The 15,843-nt window shown below is 69.1% G+C and carries 17 protein-coding genes and 1 pseudogene; 9 read left to right on the top strand and 9 right to left on the bottom strand.

The annotated features are described in order from the left end of the window. Positions 1-129: 129 nt before the first annotated feature. A complete protein-coding gene (locus tag ACRYJK_RS10360; protein ID WP_482667512.1) occupies positions 130-1,560 on the bottom strand; it encodes an NAD-dependent succinate-semialdehyde dehydrogenase in 1,431 nt (476 codons plus the stop codon). Positions 1,561-1,654: 94 nt separating this feature from the next. Between ACRYJK_RS10360 and ACRYJK_RS10355 the strand changes: the two genes are divergently transcribed. The 5 genes and pseudogenes from ACRYJK_RS10355 (at position 1,655) to ACRYJK_RS10335 (ending at position 6,564) form a co-directional block, all read left to right on the top strand. Then, entirely contained in the window at positions 1,655-2,662 is a 1,008-nt protein-coding gene (locus ACRYJK_RS10355) for a mechanosensitive ion channel family protein (protein WP_482667511.1), read from the top strand. A 409-nt stretch (positions 2,663-3,071) separates the two neighbouring features. Beyond that, positions 3,072-3,993 (top strand): annotated as a pseudogene (locus tag ACRYJK_RS10350) (SMP-30/gluconolactonase/LRE family protein). Then, the gene (locus tag ACRYJK_RS10345; RefSeq protein WP_482667510.1) at positions 3,990-4,694 is read left to right on the top strand and encodes a VIT1/CCC1 transporter family protein; all 705 of its coding nucleotides are present in this window, start codon (positions 3,990-3,992) and stop codon (positions 4,692-4,694) included. The pseudogene ACRYJK_RS10350 and the gene ACRYJK_RS10345 overlap by 4 nt, the downstream one beginning before the upstream one ends. A 126-nt stretch (positions 4,695-4,820) precedes the next feature. Beyond that, a complete protein-coding gene (locus ACRYJK_RS10340) occupies positions 4,821-5,423 on the top strand; it encodes a DUF4136 domain-containing protein (RefSeq protein WP_482667509.1) in 603 nt (200 codons plus the stop codon). A gap of 16 nt (positions 5,424-5,439) precedes the next feature. After that, positions 5,440-6,564, top strand: a complete 1,125-nt coding sequence (locus ACRYJK_RS10335) for a M14 family metallopeptidase (RefSeq protein ID WP_482667508.1) — start codon at positions 5,440-5,442, stop codon at positions 6,562-6,564. Between the two features lie 3 nt (positions 6,565-6,567). Here the strand turns inward: ACRYJK_RS10335 and ACRYJK_RS10330 are convergent, their stop codons facing one another. The 5 genes from ACRYJK_RS10330 to ACRYJK_RS10310 all read right to left on the bottom strand — a co-directional run bounded on the left by ACRYJK_RS10330 (position 6,568) and on the right by ACRYJK_RS10310 (position 10,879). After that, positions 6,568-8,421: a bifunctional helix-turn-helix transcriptional regulator/alpha/beta hydrolase gene (locus ACRYJK_RS10330; RefSeq protein ID WP_482667507.1), complete on the bottom strand. Its 1,854-nt coding sequence runs from the start codon at positions 8,419-8,421 to the stop codon at positions 6,568-6,570. A 212-nt stretch (positions 8,422-8,633) separates the two neighbouring features. Continuing rightward, positions 8,634-9,185, bottom strand: coding sequence for a DUF177 domain-containing protein (locus tag ACRYJK_RS10325; RefSeq protein WP_482667506.1), 552 nt, complete (start codon positions 9,183-9,185; stop codon positions 8,634-8,636). Next, positions 9,182-9,667 carry a ubiquinol-cytochrome C chaperone family protein gene (locus ACRYJK_RS10320; protein WP_482667505.1) on the bottom strand — a complete coding sequence of 162 codons (486 nt, stop codon included), beginning with the start codon at positions 9,665-9,667 and terminating at the stop codon, positions 9,182-9,184. The genes ACRYJK_RS10325 and ACRYJK_RS10320 overlap by 4 nt, the downstream gene beginning before the upstream one ends. Then, positions 9,667-10,332, bottom strand: a complete 666-nt coding sequence (locus ACRYJK_RS10315; protein WP_482667504.1) for a COQ9 family protein — start codon at positions 10,330-10,332, stop codon at positions 9,667-9,669. The genes ACRYJK_RS10320 and ACRYJK_RS10315 overlap by 1 nt, the downstream gene beginning before the upstream one ends. A 49-nt stretch (positions 10,333-10,381) precedes the next feature. Continuing rightward, a complete protein-coding gene (locus ACRYJK_RS10310; RefSeq protein WP_482667503.1) occupies positions 10,382-10,879 on the bottom strand; it encodes an asparaginase domain-containing protein in 498 nt (165 codons plus the stop codon). Positions 10,880-10,973: 94 nt separating this feature from the next. Between ACRYJK_RS10310 and ACRYJK_RS10305 the strand changes: the two genes are divergently transcribed. Then, positions 10,974-11,543: a TetR/AcrR family transcriptional regulator gene (locus ACRYJK_RS10305; protein ID WP_482667502.1), complete on the top strand. Its 570-nt coding sequence runs from the start codon at positions 10,974-10,976 to the stop codon at positions 11,541-11,543. A gap of 58 nt (positions 11,544-11,601) precedes the next feature. Here ACRYJK_RS10305 and ACRYJK_RS10300 read toward each other — a convergent pair whose 3' ends face one another. Then, a complete protein-coding gene (locus ACRYJK_RS10300) occupies positions 11,602-12,045 on the bottom strand; it encodes a PA2169 family four-helix-bundle protein (protein WP_482667501.1) in 444 nt (147 codons plus the stop codon). A 121-nt stretch (positions 12,046-12,166) separates the two neighbouring features. Here ACRYJK_RS10300 and obgE point away from each other — a divergent pair, with 121 nt between their 5' ends. Continuing rightward, positions 12,167-13,207: a GTPase ObgE gene (obgE, locus tag ACRYJK_RS10295; protein WP_482667500.1), complete on the top strand. Its 1,041-nt coding sequence runs from the start codon at positions 12,167-12,169 to the stop codon at positions 13,205-13,207. On the opposite strand, the gene ACRYJK_RS10290 is transcribed toward obgE, so the two are convergent. After that, positions 13,204-13,719, bottom strand: a complete 516-nt coding sequence (locus ACRYJK_RS10290; protein WP_482667499.1) for a rhodanese family protein — start codon at positions 13,717-13,719, stop codon at positions 13,204-13,206. The genes obgE and ACRYJK_RS10290 overlap by 4 nt on opposite strands. Before the next feature lie 180 nt (positions 13,720-13,899). Here ACRYJK_RS10290 and ACRYJK_RS10285 point away from each other — a divergent pair, with 180 nt between their 5' ends. Further along, positions 13,900-14,799 (top strand): NAD-dependent epimerase/dehydratase family protein, encoded by a 900-nt coding sequence (locus tag ACRYJK_RS10285; protein ID WP_482667498.1) that lies wholly within the window; start codon positions 13,900-13,902, stop codon positions 14,797-14,799. A 23-nt stretch (positions 14,800-14,822) separates the two neighbouring features. After that, on the top strand, positions 14,823-15,059 hold the full coding sequence (locus tag ACRYJK_RS10280; protein WP_482667497.1) for an acyl carrier protein: 237 nt from the start codon (positions 14,823-14,825) through the stop codon (positions 15,057-15,059). Positions 15,060-15,062: 3 nt separating this feature from the next. On the opposite strand, the gene ACRYJK_RS10275 is transcribed toward ACRYJK_RS10280, so the two are convergent. Next, positions 15,063-15,806 carry a YggS family pyridoxal phosphate-dependent enzyme gene (locus tag ACRYJK_RS10275; RefSeq protein ID WP_482667496.1) on the bottom strand — a complete coding sequence of 248 codons (744 nt, stop codon included), beginning with the start codon at positions 15,804-15,806 and terminating at the stop codon, positions 15,063-15,065. Positions 15,807-15,843 lie beyond the last annotated feature (37 nt).

Here is a 15,843-nt window from a genome sequence, read left to right as displayed (position 1 = left end):
CGCGTCAGGACAGCAGCCGTCATGGCAGTGAATCCCATGACGTCGAAGGAGCTGGCTTGCGCCAGCCCACCGGCCGACCTGAGGCGTCGCCTGCGGCGAGCGCGAAATAGCTCCGCTATTTCGCTCGCCTCAGGACAGGTGCACCGCTTTCTCCACGCAGTAGCTCATCAGCCCCTCGCGCCCGCCTTCGCGGCCGAAGCCCGAGTGTTTGACCCCGCCAAACGGCGCGTCGGCGGTGGAGATGTTGAAGGCGTTGACCCCGACCATCCCCGCCTCCAGCGCGTCGCCCAGGCGATTGGCGCGGCGGCCATTTTCGGTGAAGGCGAACGCCGCCAGCCCGAACGGCGTCGCGTTGGCAATCCGTACCGCCTCGTCCTCTTGCGAAAAGCGCCGGGTCAGCGCGACCGGGCCGAACGGCTCAACCGTCATGATGTCGGCGCTGTCGGGTACGTCGGCGAGCAGCGTCGGACGGAACCAGTTGCCCGCCCTGTTATCGCGGTTGCCGCCCGCGGCGACCTTGGCGCCCTTAGCGACCGCATCCTCGACCAGCGCCGACACCGCATCGGGCCGCCGCGCATTGGCGAGCGGGCCCATCTGCGTCCCCGCCTCGAGCCCGTCACCGACCTGCACTCGGCCCGTCCGTTCGGCGAAGCCACGCACGAAATCGTCGTGGATCGCGTCGTGGACCAGGAAGCGCGTCGGCGACACGCATACCTGCCCTGCGTTCCTGAACTTCTGCGGCACGACCATGTCGAGCGTGCGTTCGAGGTCGCAATCGTCGAACACCAGCACAGGCGCGTGCCCGCCCAGCTCCATCGTCGATGGCAGCACCTGTTCCGCGCACAGCGCCATCAGATGCTTGCCGACCGCGGTCGAGCCGGTGAAGCTGATTTTGCGCAGCCTTCCCGAGCCGATCAGCGTGCGGCTGATCTTATCGGGGTCGCCATAGACGAGGCTCGCCACCCCCGCGGGCAACCCCGCATCGACCAGGCAGCGCATCAGCGCGGAGGTCGAGCCGGGCGTCTCCTCCGCGGGCTTGGCGATCACCGTGCAGCCCACTGCCAGCGCCGCAGCGAGCTTCTTGGCCATCAGATATACCGGGAAGTTCCACGGGGTGAAGGTCGCCACCGGGCCGATCGGCTGCGGCAGGATCAGGCTGCGCTGCCCCGTCGGGCGCACCAGCGCGCGGCCGTAGAGGCGCTTCGCATCCTCCGCGCACCAGTCGAACATCTGCGCCGCGCCAGCGACCTCGCCCTTGGCTTCGGCGAGCGGCTTGCCCTGCTCCATGGTCAGCAGCCGGCCGATCTCGTCCGCGCGCTCGCGCATCAGCGCCGCCGCCTTGCGCAGAACCGCGCCCCGCGCCTCCGGGTCGGTCGCGCGCCATTCCGGGAAGGCGCGCTCTGCCGCATCGAGCGCCCCCGACAGGTCCGCATCGCTCGCCATGGGGAGCTCCGCCACCGTCTCTCCGCTCGCCGGATTATACACCGGCCGCACATCACGCCCCTCACTCGACGCCCACGCCCCATCGATGAGCAGCGCAAGATTGGCATCGTAGGACATGAGCAAAACTCCTTTGGCGTCGCGGCGCGCAATCCTTATGACATAGTCACAGCAAAGCGAACCCTCACCCGCGGAAGCCCCGCGCGGTGACAGCATGGCGGGGACGGCAGTGACTGCGAACGATGCGTTCGAGGACGGAGTGATCGCGCCGATGGCGATCATCCAGCGACAGCTGGACTCATTTGTCGAAGGCTTTTTCCGCCTCCTCCCCAACATGATCGCCGCATCTGTGCTGCTGTTGATCGCCTGGGGGGCGGGGCGGTTGCTCGACCGAGGCGTGGCGCGATTGTTGGCAGCGCGCGGACGGCCCGACCTCGGCGGCGTCCTCGGGACGCTGGCCAAAGGGGCGCTGGTCGTCACCGCCTGGCTGTTCGCGGCGGCGATCGTCTTCCCGAGCGTCCGGCCCGGTGACATCCTGTCGATGCTCGGCATCGGCTCGGTGGCGATCGGGTTCGCCTTCAAGGATATTCTACAGAATCTGCTCGCCGGCCTGCTGCTGCTGATCCGTCGTCCATATCGGCGCGGCGACCAGATCGTGGTGCGGGAATTCGAGGGCACGGTGGAGTCGGTCGAGAGCCGCGCCACCCTGATCCGAACTTACGACGGGCGGCTGGTCATCATCCCCAACAGCGACGTCTATACCTCGCCGGTGATCGTCAACACCGCTTTCGACAAGCGACGCGACGAATATGTCATTGGCATCGGCTATGCTGACAGCCCGAGCGACGCGACGCGCATTTTCACTCGAGCCATCGCGGGGGTGGAGGGTGTACTCGCCGATCCCGCGCCAGAAGTGCTGCCTTGGGCTCTGAACGAATCAACCGTCGATTTGAAAGCACGATGGTGGGCCTCGTCGACGCGAAGCGATCAGGTGCATGTGCGTGCGCGGGTTGTGCTGGCGGTGTTCGAAGCCGCGATCGCCAACGGCATCGACCTGCCGTTCCCGACACAAGTCATGCTCTTCCACGACCAGACCGAAGAGACCGACGGCGATCGCACCCGTCAGCGCGAAGGATGGCCCGCCGGCGAAAACCCGCCCCGCCCCCGACGCATCGCCGCGCGACAGGTGGAGAGCGAACCAGCCGGGACCTCGTCTGCGTAACGCCCGTTGCGAAGCCGACCGCGAAGCGTAGGATCGATGCGATGCTGTTGCGCTTCGATCACATCCAGCTTGCCATGCCGATCGGCTAGGAGGCTCGGGCGCGCAGCTTTTATGGCGACATGCTCGGGCATGGTCGAAGTCGCAAAACCTGCCGCTCTCGAAGGTCGCGGTGGTTGCTGGTTCACGTTTGCCGATTGCGCGCTTCACTTGGGTGTTGACGCTGACTTCATCCCGCGCGCAAGGCTCATCCGGCATTTGCCTGCGACGATCTCGCCCGCCTGCGACAGCGACTCGGCGACGCTGGCATCCCGACCCGCGATGATGTGCACTTGCCCTTCATCGAGCGCTTCTTCTGCGACGATCCTTTTGGCAACCGACTCGAATTCATCGAGCGCACGGAGGTTTGATCATGACCTACGAGACCATCGCCAGCGGGTTGCGCTTTCCGGAGGGACCGGTGGCGCTCGCCGACGGCAGCGTGGTGCTGACGGAGATCGAGGCGGGGCGCATCACGCGGGTTTGGCCCGATGGGCGAACGGAGGTCGTGGCGACGCCGGGGGGCGGGCCCAACGGGCTCGCGATCGGGCCCGACGGTAAACTTTATTGCTGCAACAACGGCGGCTTCGCCTGGGTCGAGCAGGGCGGCTTTCTCGCCCCGCACGGTATCGCCTCGGACTACAGCGGCGGGCGGATCGAGCGCATTGACCTCGCTACCGGCGCGGTCGAAATACTCTACAAGGACGGCGATTTCGGCTGCCGCTTACGCGGGCCCAACGATATCGTGTTCGACGATCACGGCGGCTTCTGGTTCAGCGACCACGGCAAGGTCGATTATGCGAAACGCTGCCACGATGTCGTCGGCATCTTTTATGCGAAGGCCGATGGCAGCCATCTCGAGGAGGTGATCTTCCCCTCGTACAACCCCAACGGCATCGGCCTCCCCCGACGGGAAGAGCCTCTACGCCGCCGAAACCTACACCTGCCGCCTGACGAAGTTTAACGTGATCGCGCCCGGCAAGGTCGACGACGCGGCGGGGCCCGGCGGGCCGGGCGTCCCGCTCTACCGACCGGCGGGTTACACGTTCTTCGATTCGCTCGGCGTCGAGGCGTGCGGCAACATCTGCGTTGCAACCATCGGCGAATGCGGCATCAGCGTCATCTCGCCGGAGGGCGAACTCGTCGAGTTCGTGCCCACCGACGACATCTACACCACCAACATCTGCTGGGGCGGGGAAGACATGATGGACGCGTACATCACGCTGTCGGGGAGCGGGCGGCTGATCAAGATGCGCCGGCCGCGACCCGGCCTCAAGCTGGCGCACGGCGCGTGAGCAGTGCGCTAGGCCATGGCGAAGCGCATGCGCTCGAGCGCATCGGCTGGCTGCGCGCGGCGGTGCTCGGCGCCAACGACGGGCTCCTGTCGACCGCGGCGCTGATCGTCGGCGTCGCCACGGCAGGCGGCACGAGGGCGGCGATCCTCACCGCCGGGCTCGCCGGGCTGGTCGGCGGGGCGATGTCGATGGCCGCGGGCGAATATGTCTCGGTCAGCTCGCAGGCGGACAGCGAAGCGGCCGACCGCGCGAAGGAGACCCGCGAGCTCGCAGAAGACCCCGACGGCGAGTTCGAGGAGCTGGTCGCGATCTATGTCGAGCGCGGGCTGACCCCCGACCTCGCGCGGCAGGTGGCGACGCAGATGACCGCGCACGACGCATTGGGCACGCACCTGCGCGACGAGCTTGGCCAGACCCCGCACGGCGAGGCGCGACCGGTGCAGGCGGCGCTTGCCTCCGCCGCGGCGTTTGCGGTGGGCGCGGTGTTGCCGCTCGGCACCGCGCTCGCCCTGCCGCAGGAGAGCAAGGTCGTCGGCGTCACGCTTGCCACCATGCTGTTCCTGATGCTGCTGGGCGGTGCAGGCGCGCGGCTCGGCGGCGCACCGATGCTGCGCGGCGTCGTGCGTGTGACATTCTGGGGCGCACTGGCGATGGCCGTCACCGCGCTGATCGGCCATCTGTTCGGAACGCAGATCGCCTGAGGCGGCGATTCATTCCCGCACGTGCCGAGCCCGCGCGCGACAAAACGTCGCGGGATGGGGGCGTCGGAACGTTCGGGGTCCGTCGCGCATTTCAGTCGAACCCCTGCTCTCGTCGAGAACCACCGCATGATCCGCTCTGTTCGCCTGGTTGCGCTAATCGCCGCTCCGCTGGCGCTGGCCGCCTGTGCCACGCCCACGCCCGGAGTGGACGTCACCCGCTTTCATCGCCTCGACAACGCCCCGACCCTCGCCGGGAGCTATCGCATCGTCGATACGCCGGGCAGCGGAGTGTCGACGCCGTTCGTCTATGCCGTCAGCCGCGAACTGGAACGCCTCGGCCTCGCCCGCGACGGTCACGGCGAGCGGTATGACGTGAGCGTCACTACCCAGACGACCCCCCGCAGCGAAGTCGGCTATGGCGGCGGACCGGGCGTTTCGGTCGGTGTCGGCGGCTCGACTGGTCGCTATTACGGCTCGGGGGTTGGCGTCGGTGTCGGGCTCGACCTCACCCGGCTGTTCCAGCGTCGGCCCGATGCGGACACGGCGCTCACCCTGTCGGTCGCGATCCGGCGCGCCGGCGATAACCTGCCCTTGTGGGAGGGACGCGCGGTCACGGCGGTCTCTTCGCGTGCGGACGCTGCACGCATCGATGGCGACGCCGGGCGGCTCGCCCAGGCGCTGTTCGCGAACTTTCCGGGGCGGTCGGGGGTGACAGTCACCGTTCCTTGAGCCTAAGCGGCACGCCATGCAGATCGACAGCAATTTCGATTCCGGCAACATCGTCGTCGAGGCCATCGACGGCACCCGCGCCCGACTCTCCATCCGCAAGGACCACCAATCGGATTTCTACCAGTGGTTCCACTTCCGCGTCACCGCCCCCGCGGGGACCGAGGTCGAGCTGGCCATCGTGAATCTGGCGGCCTCCGCCTACCCGGAGGGGTGGGAGGGGTATTCCGCACGGGTCAGCAGCGACCGCGAGAATTGGCTGTGCGCGGACACCAGCTACGACCGTAACGCCGATGGCGGGACGCTTACCATCCGCACGCGGGTCGAGACGGGCGTCCTTTGGGTCGCCTATTTCGAGCCCTATAGCTGGGAGCGTCACCAGGCGCTGGTCGCAGATGCCGCGGCGGCGCCGGGCGTCACCCACCGCACGCTCGGCCACAGCATCGAAGCGCGCCCGATCGACGCGCTGACGATGGGCACCGGGCCCAAACAGGTGTGGATCTATGCCCGCCAGCATCCCGGCGAAAGCATGGTGGAATGGTGGATGGAAGGTGCGCTCGCCTGGCTCACCGACCCCGCCAACCCGCAGGCCCGCCAGCTGCGCCAGCGCGCGACGCTTCACCTCGTTCCGAACATGAACCCCGACGGCAGCGTGCGCGGCCATCTGCGCACCAATGCGATCGGCGTGAACCTCAACCGCGAATGGGACACGCCGAGCCTGGAGCGCAGCCCGGAAGTGCTGTGCGTGCGCGATGCGATGGACGCGACCGGGGTCGACATCGCGATCGACGTACATGGCGACGAATCCATTCCCGCAGTGTTCTTTGCCGGGTTCGAAGGCATCCCCTCATGGTCCGATGCGCAGGGCGAGCGTTACTATCGTTATCGCGACACGCTGGCGCAGCGGACGCCCGACTTTCAACTCGTGAAAGGCTATGACGTTTCCGGTCCCGGCGCGGCCAATCTCTCGATGTCCACCAACCAGGTGGCGGAGCGGTTCGGCGCGATGGCGGTCACGCTCGAAATGCCGTTCAAGGATAACGACGACCTCCCCGACGCGGAGCGCGGCTGGAGTTCGGAGCGATCGATGCGCCTCGCCGAAGTGATGCTCGCGACGCTCGCCGAGATGATCGACGAACTTTAAACCTCAGCTCAACAGGCATGACCGTTCCGCGACGGCGCGACACGCGCGCGCCACCACCGCGCTGTGCGTCGCGTGGAGCCAGCGGCCGCCGTCGGGAATGCGGTCGATGCGAACGCCGGGCAGCGTGCTGCGCCAGTAATCTTCGCTGAGCGGGAAATAGTAGAGCGGGTCGCGCTCGCCCACGACCAGCGTCCAGTGCGATCCGTCCGCGATCGGCGTGGCGCGCATCCGGCTGCTTTGCGTGCGCATGTCGCCGAGGAACCCGCGCATGCCAAGCGCGCACTGGCGCAACGATCGGATCATCGCGCCCAGTTCCGCCGGATCGTCCAGCACCGCAAGGTCGATTGCGCTCCCCGCCACGCTCTGCCGCAGCAGCCGTTCGATGGCGACGGCGCTGGTGCGCTGCGACAGCAACGTCGCCATTTTCTCGCCGAGCCAGGGCCGGTCGAAGAACAGCGCGCGCCCTGCGCCCATCATCCCGCGACGGCGACGGTCGAACTCCACCGGGGGGTCGGGGTTGAGAACCACCGCACCGGCGATCCGATCGGGCAGCACGCTCGCGGCGGTGACCGCCGCCCCGGGAACGCCGCGCACCAGCAGCACGGCCGGCCCGGCGCCGATCGCCTCGAGCAAGTCGTCGAGATCGTGGGTCAGCGCCTTGTAGGGACAGACCTCGACCCAGTCGGTGAGCCCGAAGCCCGCCCGGTCGAAGGCGATCGGACGGAGCCCCTCGGCCTGGAGCGCGGCGATCAGGCGCGGCGAGATCGACCGACCGGTGGCCGACGCATGGACAATCACCAGCGGCACGCCGTCCGCGGGGCCATGGTCGGCAAAGGCGATGCGCCCGTCCGCCCAGCGGCGCGGGATCAGCCGCAGCGGTTCGGCTTCCGCCGCACCGGTGCTGATCATGACGTCGCAGGCGGTGGCGAGCCCGGCGAGCGCCTCCACCTCCGCGACCACGCGAGCGAGGTCGACGGCATGTTCGATCGCGCAGGCAAGGTAGACGAGCTTGAGGTCGGTCTTCACCGCATGTTCCGACACACCGAGCGTCACGGCGACATCGGCGCGGGTCAGGCCGTGCGCGATCCCGCGTGCGATCCGCGCCTGCCGCAGCGTCAGCGCGAACAGATCGGCGAACAGGCGGTCGATCCCCGACGGAGGCAGCAACTCCCCCGCCGCCACGTGCAGCACGGCGCGTACCAGCTCGGTCTGGCGCGGCGCACCGGCCTTCGCCATCGCCCCCGCGACCAGCTTGCGCGCGCTTTCATAGGCGATCCCCACCCGCATCGCCGCGTCCTTGAGGTTGCCCGTCTCCGCCAGAGCGGCGACGAGCCGCGTTTCGGCGCCAGTGAAGCGCAGCGCGCTGGCGGCGCGCTGGATGCCGTCTTCGACCGGCCGGAATGCAAGCAGCGCGTAGTAGGCCGTGCCATTGTCGATGGCGCGGCGCACGTCGGGCGACAGCGGCCAGCCGCGGCAGGCCGCAGCGCAGCCCGACGCGACCGCGACCGGGCGCCCCGTGTCGTCCTTGACGAGCAGGGCGAGGCGGGGTGCGGTCTCGTCGGGCGGGACTACGCCGCCGTCTTCGATGGACCAGGCCGCAAGCCAGCTCGCGAACCGTTCGTCGCAGACCACGACGCCACCGTCGCGTGTGCAGGCTGCCGATGCGAAGCTGCCGGGCAGCAATTCGGCGATCGGCGCGGCGGGCGCCGCGATCGCTTCGTCGAGCGCCTGTTCGAGCGCGTCGGGTTCCTCGGTGACGGCGGCGAGGAAGCCCGCCTCATCCTCCGCGAACAGCGCGAGCGGACCGCCGCTGCGCTGCGCACTCCGGAATCGATCGACGAAGCCTCTCCCCAACATGTGCTTGACTATCGCGGGGAAATATTTTCGCGCCACCCCCCAAACGGGGGGTCAGAGCGCGCGCCACGCCGGCCTATCAGAATAACGGGTTCGCCGCTGCCTTGGTGAACTCGACCGGCACTCGCGGTCGATGGTTTGGGGAAGCCCCGACCGTTCAGGTGCCGACAGCAAGGCGCGTGTCGCGGACTCGATCCCTCTTCGCGGCACGCGCCTCAGCGGTCCGTGCTGCCCTTGCCGCCCGGACCGAGCAGGCCCGACAACCCTGCAAATGCCCCACCCGCCGCGGCCGCCTCTTCCTCGCTGAGAACACCGCTGGCGCGCAGCACCGCGTCGGCATCCGGCGCGCGGGGATAGGGGTCGAGCGCCAGCGCCACCGTCTCGATCAGCGCATCGCCGAGCGGCACCCGCGCCCCATCGTAGGGCACGGCATCGAGCGCGTCGGCGTCCAGCTCGACCTCGCTATCCTGTTCCTCGACCTCGAGCGCTGCGGCGGGGACGAACCGGACGGCCACCGGCTCCCGCACATTGGCGGGCAACGGCACCCCCGTCGCGGCGCAGCGCTGGACGAGCGCGGCGCGCACTTCCCCGGTCAGTTCGACGATATCGCCCGCGGCGATGCGCACCTCCACATCGGCGTCGAGCGTGTCGAGCGATTCCCATCCGAAGCGTGCGGCAGCCGCCGCCAGCGCATCGGCATCGAAGCTGATCGAGCGCGGTCCCGCGCGCTGGCGCAGTTCCGAAAGGCTGGGGTTGAGGTCGCTCATCCGAGCTCTCCGGCAAAGATCCGCTGGCGCTCGCTGACGAGCAGGCGCGCGACCTCGTCGGCATGGGTGGCATCGCCGCCGAGCAGGTTGCGCGTGGCGACGCCCTTCAGCGCTTCGACATCGTCGCCCGCATCGCGCAGCGCCTGCAGGCGGCCGCCGAGCGCGCTCATCATCCGCCCGACATGTTTACCTACGATCATGTCGCCGACGCCGATCTGGCGCAGCTGGCCGTCCATATCGTCGACGAACAATTCGGTGAGCCGCGACCCGTCGGTCGTTCGCGCGGGGTCGCGCTCCCACGCGAGCAGCGTCAGCGAGACGATCGTCGACAGCACGTCAAAGCGCCCGTCGAGCGTATCCGGCACCCCGGCGAGATACCATTGCGGCCGGCGCGCACGCTCGACGATGCGTGCATAGGCCGGGCGGAAGGCGTCCCTTGGGTCAGGCCCGCGCGTGCCGAACAGGCGGTCGAGGAGGCCCATCAGGCGGGCGGATAGCGCAGGCGGCCGACAAAGCGCGACAGCGACGGGCGCCGTTCGCTCCGCGCGCGCCAGCCCGCCTTGAACTTTTCGAACTGCATGACCTGATCGATTCGCCGACCGAGAAATGCGCGCGTATCCGTCTGCCCTTCGCTGTCGTCGTCGAGGAACACGGCGATCGTCGTCGAATAAACGCCGGAGAGCGTCAGTCGCTTGGTATAATGGTTGAAATCGGTCGCGGTGTCGCCCGCCAGGCGCCACATCGCGTCCGCTGCGCGCCAGCCGAGCCGCGCGGCGAGTGGCAAGTTGGTCGGCAGCGCCAGCACCGCCAGCGCCCGCCGCAGCGCCTCCCGCTCCGGCAGCAGGACGTCGAGCCGCGTTTCGACGAGCGTGGTGATGCGCTGGCGGATCTTCATCGCCGCCAGCGTCTCGGGCGGGAGCCGGCGCGCCATCTCCGCATCGATATGCGCGAACCACGCATCGATCTGCGTCGGGGCGTCGGCCCCCACGGCGATGCGGGCGAGATCGGGGTCGATTGCCCGCACCGCCGCCGCCGCATTGACCGCGGCAAGGCCCCAGCCGTCGAACGCCGCGTTCGCCGCGACGTCCGGAATCAGCGCGGCGCGCAGTTCATCGAGAGTCGGGTCGGCGGCGAGCGGCTCGGTCATCTGAGCGAGGATAGGCGCGCACCCCGCGATGCGAAAGGGCGCTGTGCCATCAACCGGCGACAAATCGGTTGTGGGCGCGGTCCTTGACCGCAGTGGCGCCGTCGAACAGCCGACCGTTGATCGCGATCCATACCCCCGGCGGCAGCGTCTGCACCGCCGCCAGCGCGAAGCCCACATTGAACAGCGCATCGCTCTGCCGTTGCGAGGCTGGCAGCATCGCGCCGGTGAGCACGATGGTCTTGCCGGCCACGCCCCGCAGCGCGCGGGCGGTCACCGGCATCGTATCGGTGCCATGCGTTATCAGCACTGTCCGTGCCGCGCTCCGTTCGACGGCGCCCCGGATGGCCGCGCGGTCGTCGTCGTCGAGGTCGAGGCTGTCCTTGCGCAGCAGCGGCTCGATCGTGACCGGCAGCGTCACGTTCGCTTCGCGAAGCAGGGCGCCGACCGATGTTTCCCCCACCTCGAACGCCGAGAGCGCGTCGAAATAGACTTTGTCGATCGTGCCGCCGGTGGTGATGACGTGCACGGCGGGAGCGGGATCGACCATGCGCCGGGCGTTAGCGCGGCGGTCGGCAGCGCTCAAGTTTGCCTAAGTCTTCTGCCTCTGGACAAATTTGCGCGACGCGACGCACAGGGTGGCGATGACACCCGCCCGCCGTCGCCTGTCGCCCGCCGCTTCGCGCCAGAACGCACTCGACGCCGCAAAGGCGCTGCTGATCGAAAGCGGGCCGCAGGCGGTGACGCTGAAGTCGGTGGCGGCGCGGGTGGGGCGCACGCATGCCAATCTGCTCCATCATTTCGGCAGCGCGCATGAGCTTCAGCTGGCGCTGGTCGAACAGCTGAGCAACGACATCTGCGACCGCATCGCCGAGGAGGTACGGCGCGATCGCGCGGGCGAAGGGGACCGGGGCATTGTCGTCGACCTCGCCTTCGACGCGTTCGACCATCAGGGTGCAGCGGGCCTCGCGATGTGGATGCTGATGACCGGGAATGAGGATGTACTCGACCCCATCGTCACCGCGATCCGCCGCCTGATCGACGACGTCGGCCCGGACGAGCGCGGCGACACCACGGCCCTGTCGGAGGAGACGCTGACGCTGGTGCTGATGGCGTTCGGCGACGCGATGATCGGCGAGGCGCTGGGCGGCGCGCTGGCGCTCAAACGCGATGCCGCGCGCCGGATCGCCAAGCGGATGTTCACCCGCGAATGAGCGAACGGCCGCCCCCCGGCTGGGGAGCGGCCGCCTGGTTCAGCTTGATACCGAAGCGTCAGGCGTTGCCGCGCATCGCCGCGATACGGTCGTGGCCCTTCTTCACCGAAGCATAGGCTTGGTCGATCGCCGCCTTGGCTTCGGGCTTGAGGTCGGTCGCGGCGAGCGCGGTGTCGTACTTGCCCTTGAGATAGTCTTCGCCCCGCTCGACCTCGGCGAGGATCGCCGCGTCGTCGCTGCCGGTCACCGCATCGCGGAGCGACAGGAAGGCGCGGTGCGCCGCCGCGAGGATGGTGCCGTCGTCCTCCGGATTGCCGCCGGTCGAGCTGACGTAGTTCTGGAGGCCGCGCACGACCTGCTCACGCTCGTTCGCGAGCGTGGTGAACAGTTCGGTGTAGCGCGGGTTGGTCGCCTTTTCCGCCGCCTTGCGATAGCCGTCGACGCTGTCGAGGGTGGTGGCGATCAGCGTGTTGAAGGTCGCGCTGTGGTCGTGTCCGAACATGGGTCGTCAGTCTCCGTGATCTTCGCGCTGCCCGCTTCGGGCCGCGTTCGACGTACTAACCCGTGATCGCCGCTCCGGTTGCGCGGTCGCCTTTCGCGCGATCCTGGCGTAGAGCGCGGCAATGCATTTCCTCGATCAGGCTAAGATATTCATCAAATCCGGCGACGGCGGCGGCGGCGCGGTCAGCTTCCGGCGGGAGAAATATGTCGAATATGGCGGGCCCGACGGCGGCAACGGCGGCAAGGGCGGAGACATCATTTTTGAAGCCGTGCCCGGCCTCAACACGCTGATCGACTTTCGCTACACGCAGCATTTCAAGGCGCAGCGCGGTCATGGCGGCATGGGGCGCGACCGCACCGGCGCGGGCGGCGACGACCGCGTCATCGCGGTGCCGGTGGGGACGCAGATCCTCGCCGACGATGAGGAGCGCAGCCTGATCGCCGACCTCACCGAAGTCGGCCAGCGCATCATGCTGCTACGCGGCGGCGACGGCGGTCGTGGCAATGCAAGCTACAAGACCAGCACCAACCGCGCCCCGCGCCAGCATGGCACCGGCTGGCCGGGCGAGGAGATGTGGGTCTGGCTGCGGCTGAAGCTGCTTGCCGACGCGGGCCTCGTCGGCCTGCCGAACGCGGGCAAATCGACCTTTCTCAACGCGGTCACCAACGCCGAGGCCAAGGTCGGCGCCTATGCCTTCACCACCACCCGCCCGCAGCTCGGCGTAGTGCGGCACCGCGGGCAGGAGTTCGTCATCGCCGACATTCCGGGGCTGATCGAAGGCGCGGCGGAGGGCGCAGGGATCGGCGACCGTTTCCTCGGCCATATCGAACGCTGCCGGGTGCTACTGCACCTGGTCGACGCCAACGACACCGACGTTGCCACCAGCTACCGCATCGTTCGCGACGAGCTCGAGGCCTATGGCGCGGGGCTGGAGGACAAGCGCGTGGTGATCGGCCTCAACAAGGTCGACACGCTCGACGAGGAACTGATCGCCGCACTCTCCGCCGAACTTGCCGAGGCGAGCGGGGCGGAGGTCATGCCACTGTCGGGCGCCAGCGGCGCGGGCGTGGACGCGGTGCTTGATCGCCTGCTCGAAGCGATCCGCGGCGATGCGGAGGCGGTCGCCGAGACGGAACCCGCGCGCGACTGGTCACCGCTCTAGGCTGGACGCGTCGTACGGTTCCACGGCATCGCCGCGAGCAGCCTCGCCATGCCGCACCAGCCGGTGATGCCCGCCTGCAGCAGCCCGGCGCCGACAAAGGCGGACAGCGCGAACCACGCCGGCGCGACGAGCCAGCCCAGCAGCGCGCCGATCAGGATCAGCGCCCCAGCCGCGATCTGGACCTGGCGCATGATTTCGAGTGGCGCGCCCGCGGTGCGTTCGGTGGCAAGACCCGCCTTGCGCCACGCATCGATGCCGCCGGCGAGCATGTAGCAGTCGCGGCCCTGGGCCTGCTCCGCCAGCGCTCCCGAATGGGCGGAGGTGCGCATGCCCGACCGGCAGTGAAAGATCACCGGCGCATCGCCGACCGGCAGCGCATCGACGGTGCCGAGCGGATGATGCACCGCCCCGTCGATCCGCTCCCGCGCCCGCTCATCGGCGGACCGCACGTCCACCAGCACCGCGCCCTGCGCGAGCATCTGTCGAGCCTGTTCGGGGGTCAGCGGGGTCATACGTCACTCCATCGCTCACATATATTAGGTCACTCTAATATGATTCTATTTGTCGGAGTGTCAAGGCTAGGCAAGCGATGCGCCTTTCATGGTCGCTCTGGCTGACCGGCGAAGACCGGATTAGGCACGCGCAATGGACAGGCTGAGGCACAACGCGCGCGGACTGCGGGGGGCGACGCCATGATTCTGGCCCTGACCGGCGGAACCGGCTTCGTCGGGCGGGCGACGATTGCCGCCGCGGTCGCGGCCGGACATCATGTGCGCGCGCTCGCGCGGCGGCCGCAGGAGCCGCAGACGTGCGTCGAGTGGATCGCCGGTGACCTTGCCGACCGCGCCGCGCTGGACCGCTTGTGCCAGGGCGCCGACGCGGTGCTGCACATCGCGGGACGGGTGAGCGCCCCGGACCGCGCGAGCTTCGACGCCGCCAATGTCGACGGGACCGCGGCCGTGGTGCGCGCGGCGGTGGACGCGGGCGTGCGCCGTTTCGTGCACGTGTCGAGCCTCGCCGCACGCGAACCGGACCTCTCCGACTATGGCGGGTCCAAGGCGGGTGCGGAGGCTGCCGCCCGCGCCTTTACGGGCGAACTTGCCATCGTCCGACCGCCGGGCGTTTATGGCCCCGGCGATGCCGAAATGCGCGACGTGTTCCGCCTGGCCGCATGGGGACTGGCGGTCGTGCCGCCGCCCGGGCGGGTGTCGCTGATCCATGTCGACGACCTCGCGCAATTGCTGGTTGCGCTGGCCACATCGCCCGCGCCTCCCGCCCTGACAGAGCCGGCAGGCGGGCCGAGCATCGACCACCACCGCCTCGCATACGCCATCGGACGCGCGGTCGGGCGGCCGCGGCCGCTAGTGCTGAGCGTGCCGGCGCCGCTGCTGGCGGCGGTCGCGCGGCTCGACCGGCGGCTGCGCGGCGAGGGCGCAAAGCTTACCCCCGACCGGGCGCGCTACCTCGTCCACCCGGACTGGAGCGCGCGGCCTGAGCTGGCGCCGCCGCCGGCACTGTGGTCGCCGGCGATCGCGCTCGACGATGGCCTTGCCGCCACCGCGCGCTGGTATCGCGACGCAGGCTGGCTATGAGGGCGCCGACAGGAGACCCATCGATGAGCGATACCGCCGAAAAAATCCGCGCCCACATCGACGCGTTCAATCAGAAGGGCGTGGACGTCACCGACGCCACGCGCTTCGCCGACGACCTCGAATGGGACAGCCTGACGGTGATGGATTTCGTCGCCGCGGTGGAGGACGAATTCGACATCATCATCACGATGAACCAACAGGCCGAGATCGAAACCGTCGGCCAGCTCGTCGCCGCGGTGGAGACGATGCGCGCGGGCTGACCGTCAGGCGTCGGCCGGCGCGGCAGGCGCCTTTATGCGCTCACCGAACAGCGCGGTGCCGATCCGCACATGCGTCGCACCCAGCCGTACGGCGGTGGCATAGTCGCCGGTCATGCCCATGCTGAGCGCCGGGAGGCCATGGCGCGCCGCCAGCTCCGCCAGCAGCGCGAACCACGGCGCCGGGCTGCGTTCGAGCGGCGGCACCGTCATCAGCCCGGCCAGCGCAAGGCCCGCATCGCGCGCCCGAGTCAGCAGCGCGGGCAGGTCGCCGATCGCACAACCGCCACGATCGCCGCCGCCGCCATGCGCTTCCCCGGCCAGGTCCACCTGCACGAACATCTCGGGCACGCGCGCCTGCCGCTGCACCGCGCGCGCAAGGGCATCGACCAGCCGCGGCCGATCGACGCTGTGTATGGCGTCGAACAGCGCCACGGCGTCATCGGCCTTGTTGCTCTGCAACTGGCCGACGAGGTGGAGCGCGATGTCGGGATGCCTCGACCGCAGCGCCGGCCATTTGCCCGCCGCTTCCTGCACGCGGTTTTCACCGAACACGCGATGGCCGGCAGCGATCAGCCGCGCGATCTCCTCCGCCACACGCGTTTTCGAAACCGCCACGAGCGTCACATCGACCGGATCGCGGCGCGCCTCCTGCGCGGCGTGCGCGATGGCATTGGTGAGGAAGCGCAATCGCTCGGCGGGCGATGCGTCCGCCGGGGGCTGCGGGGAATGGGGCTGCGCATGATGCATGGCGCCGCGCTATAGGCAGGCGATGCGGCCACGCCAG

This window comes from Sphingomonas sp. BLHR8, from assembly GCF_056821725.1.
Note: the sequence above shows the minus strand (reverse complement) of the source record. Positions and strands in the feature narration are given on the sequence as shown.

Bases quoted from the DNA above. Each gene is read 5' to 3' on its own strand.
- ACRYJK_RS10280 (WP_482667497.1), top strand. From the start codon at position 14,823: ATGAGCGATACCGCCGAAAAAATCCGCGCCCACATCGACGCGTTCAAT.
- ACRYJK_RS10290 (WP_482667499.1), bottom strand. From the start codon at position 13,719: ATGACCCCGCTGACCCCCGAACAGGCTCGACAGATGCTCGCGCAGGGC.
- ACRYJK_RS10285 (WP_482667498.1), top strand. From the start codon at position 13,900: ATGATTCTGGCCCTGACCGGCGGAACCGGCTTCGTCGGGCGGGCGACG.
- ACRYJK_RS10305 (WP_482667502.1), top strand. From the start codon at position 10,974: ATGACACCCGCCCGCCGTCGCCTGTCGCCCGCCGCTTCGCGCCAGAAC.
- ACRYJK_RS10275 (WP_482667496.1), bottom strand. From the start codon at position 15,806: ATGCATCATGCGCAGCCCCATTCCCCGCAGCCCCCGGCGGACGCATCG.
- obgE (WP_482667500.1), top strand. From the start codon at position 12,167: ATGCATTTCCTCGATCAGGCTAAGATATTCATCAAATCCGGCGACGGC.
- ACRYJK_RS10330 (WP_482667507.1), bottom strand. From the start codon at position 8,421: ATGTTGGGGAGAGGCTTCGTCGATCGATTCCGGAGTGCGCAGCGCAGC.
- ACRYJK_RS10310 (WP_482667503.1), bottom strand. From the start codon at position 10,879: ATGGTCGATCCCGCTCCCGCCGTGCACGTCATCACCACCGGCGGCACG.
- ACRYJK_RS10355 (WP_482667511.1), top strand. From the start codon at position 1,655: ATGGCGGGGACGGCAGTGACTGCGAACGATGCGTTCGAGGACGGAGTG.
- ACRYJK_RS10320 (WP_482667505.1), bottom strand. From the start codon at position 9,667: ATGGGCCTCCTCGACCGCCTGTTCGGCACGCGCGGGCCTGACCCAAGG.
- ACRYJK_RS10335 (WP_482667508.1), top strand. From the start codon at position 5,440: ATGCAGATCGACAGCAATTTCGATTCCGGCAACATCGTCGTCGAGGCC.
- ACRYJK_RS10325 (WP_482667506.1), bottom strand. From the start codon at position 9,185: ATGAGCGACCTCAACCCCAGCCTTTCGGAACTGCGCCAGCGCGCGGGA.
- ACRYJK_RS10300 (WP_482667501.1), bottom strand. From the start codon at position 12,045: ATGTTCGGACACGACCACAGCGCGACCTTCAACACGCTGATCGCCACC.
- ACRYJK_RS10340 (WP_482667509.1), top strand. From the start codon at position 4,821: ATGATCCGCTCTGTTCGCCTGGTTGCGCTAATCGCCGCTCCGCTGGCG.
- ACRYJK_RS10360 (WP_482667512.1), bottom strand. From the start codon at position 1,560: ATGTCCTACGATGCCAATCTTGCGCTGCTCATCGATGGGGCGTGGGCG.
- ACRYJK_RS10315 (WP_482667504.1), bottom strand. From the start codon at position 10,332: ATGACCGAGCCGCTCGCCGCCGACCCGACTCTCGATGAACTGCGCGCC.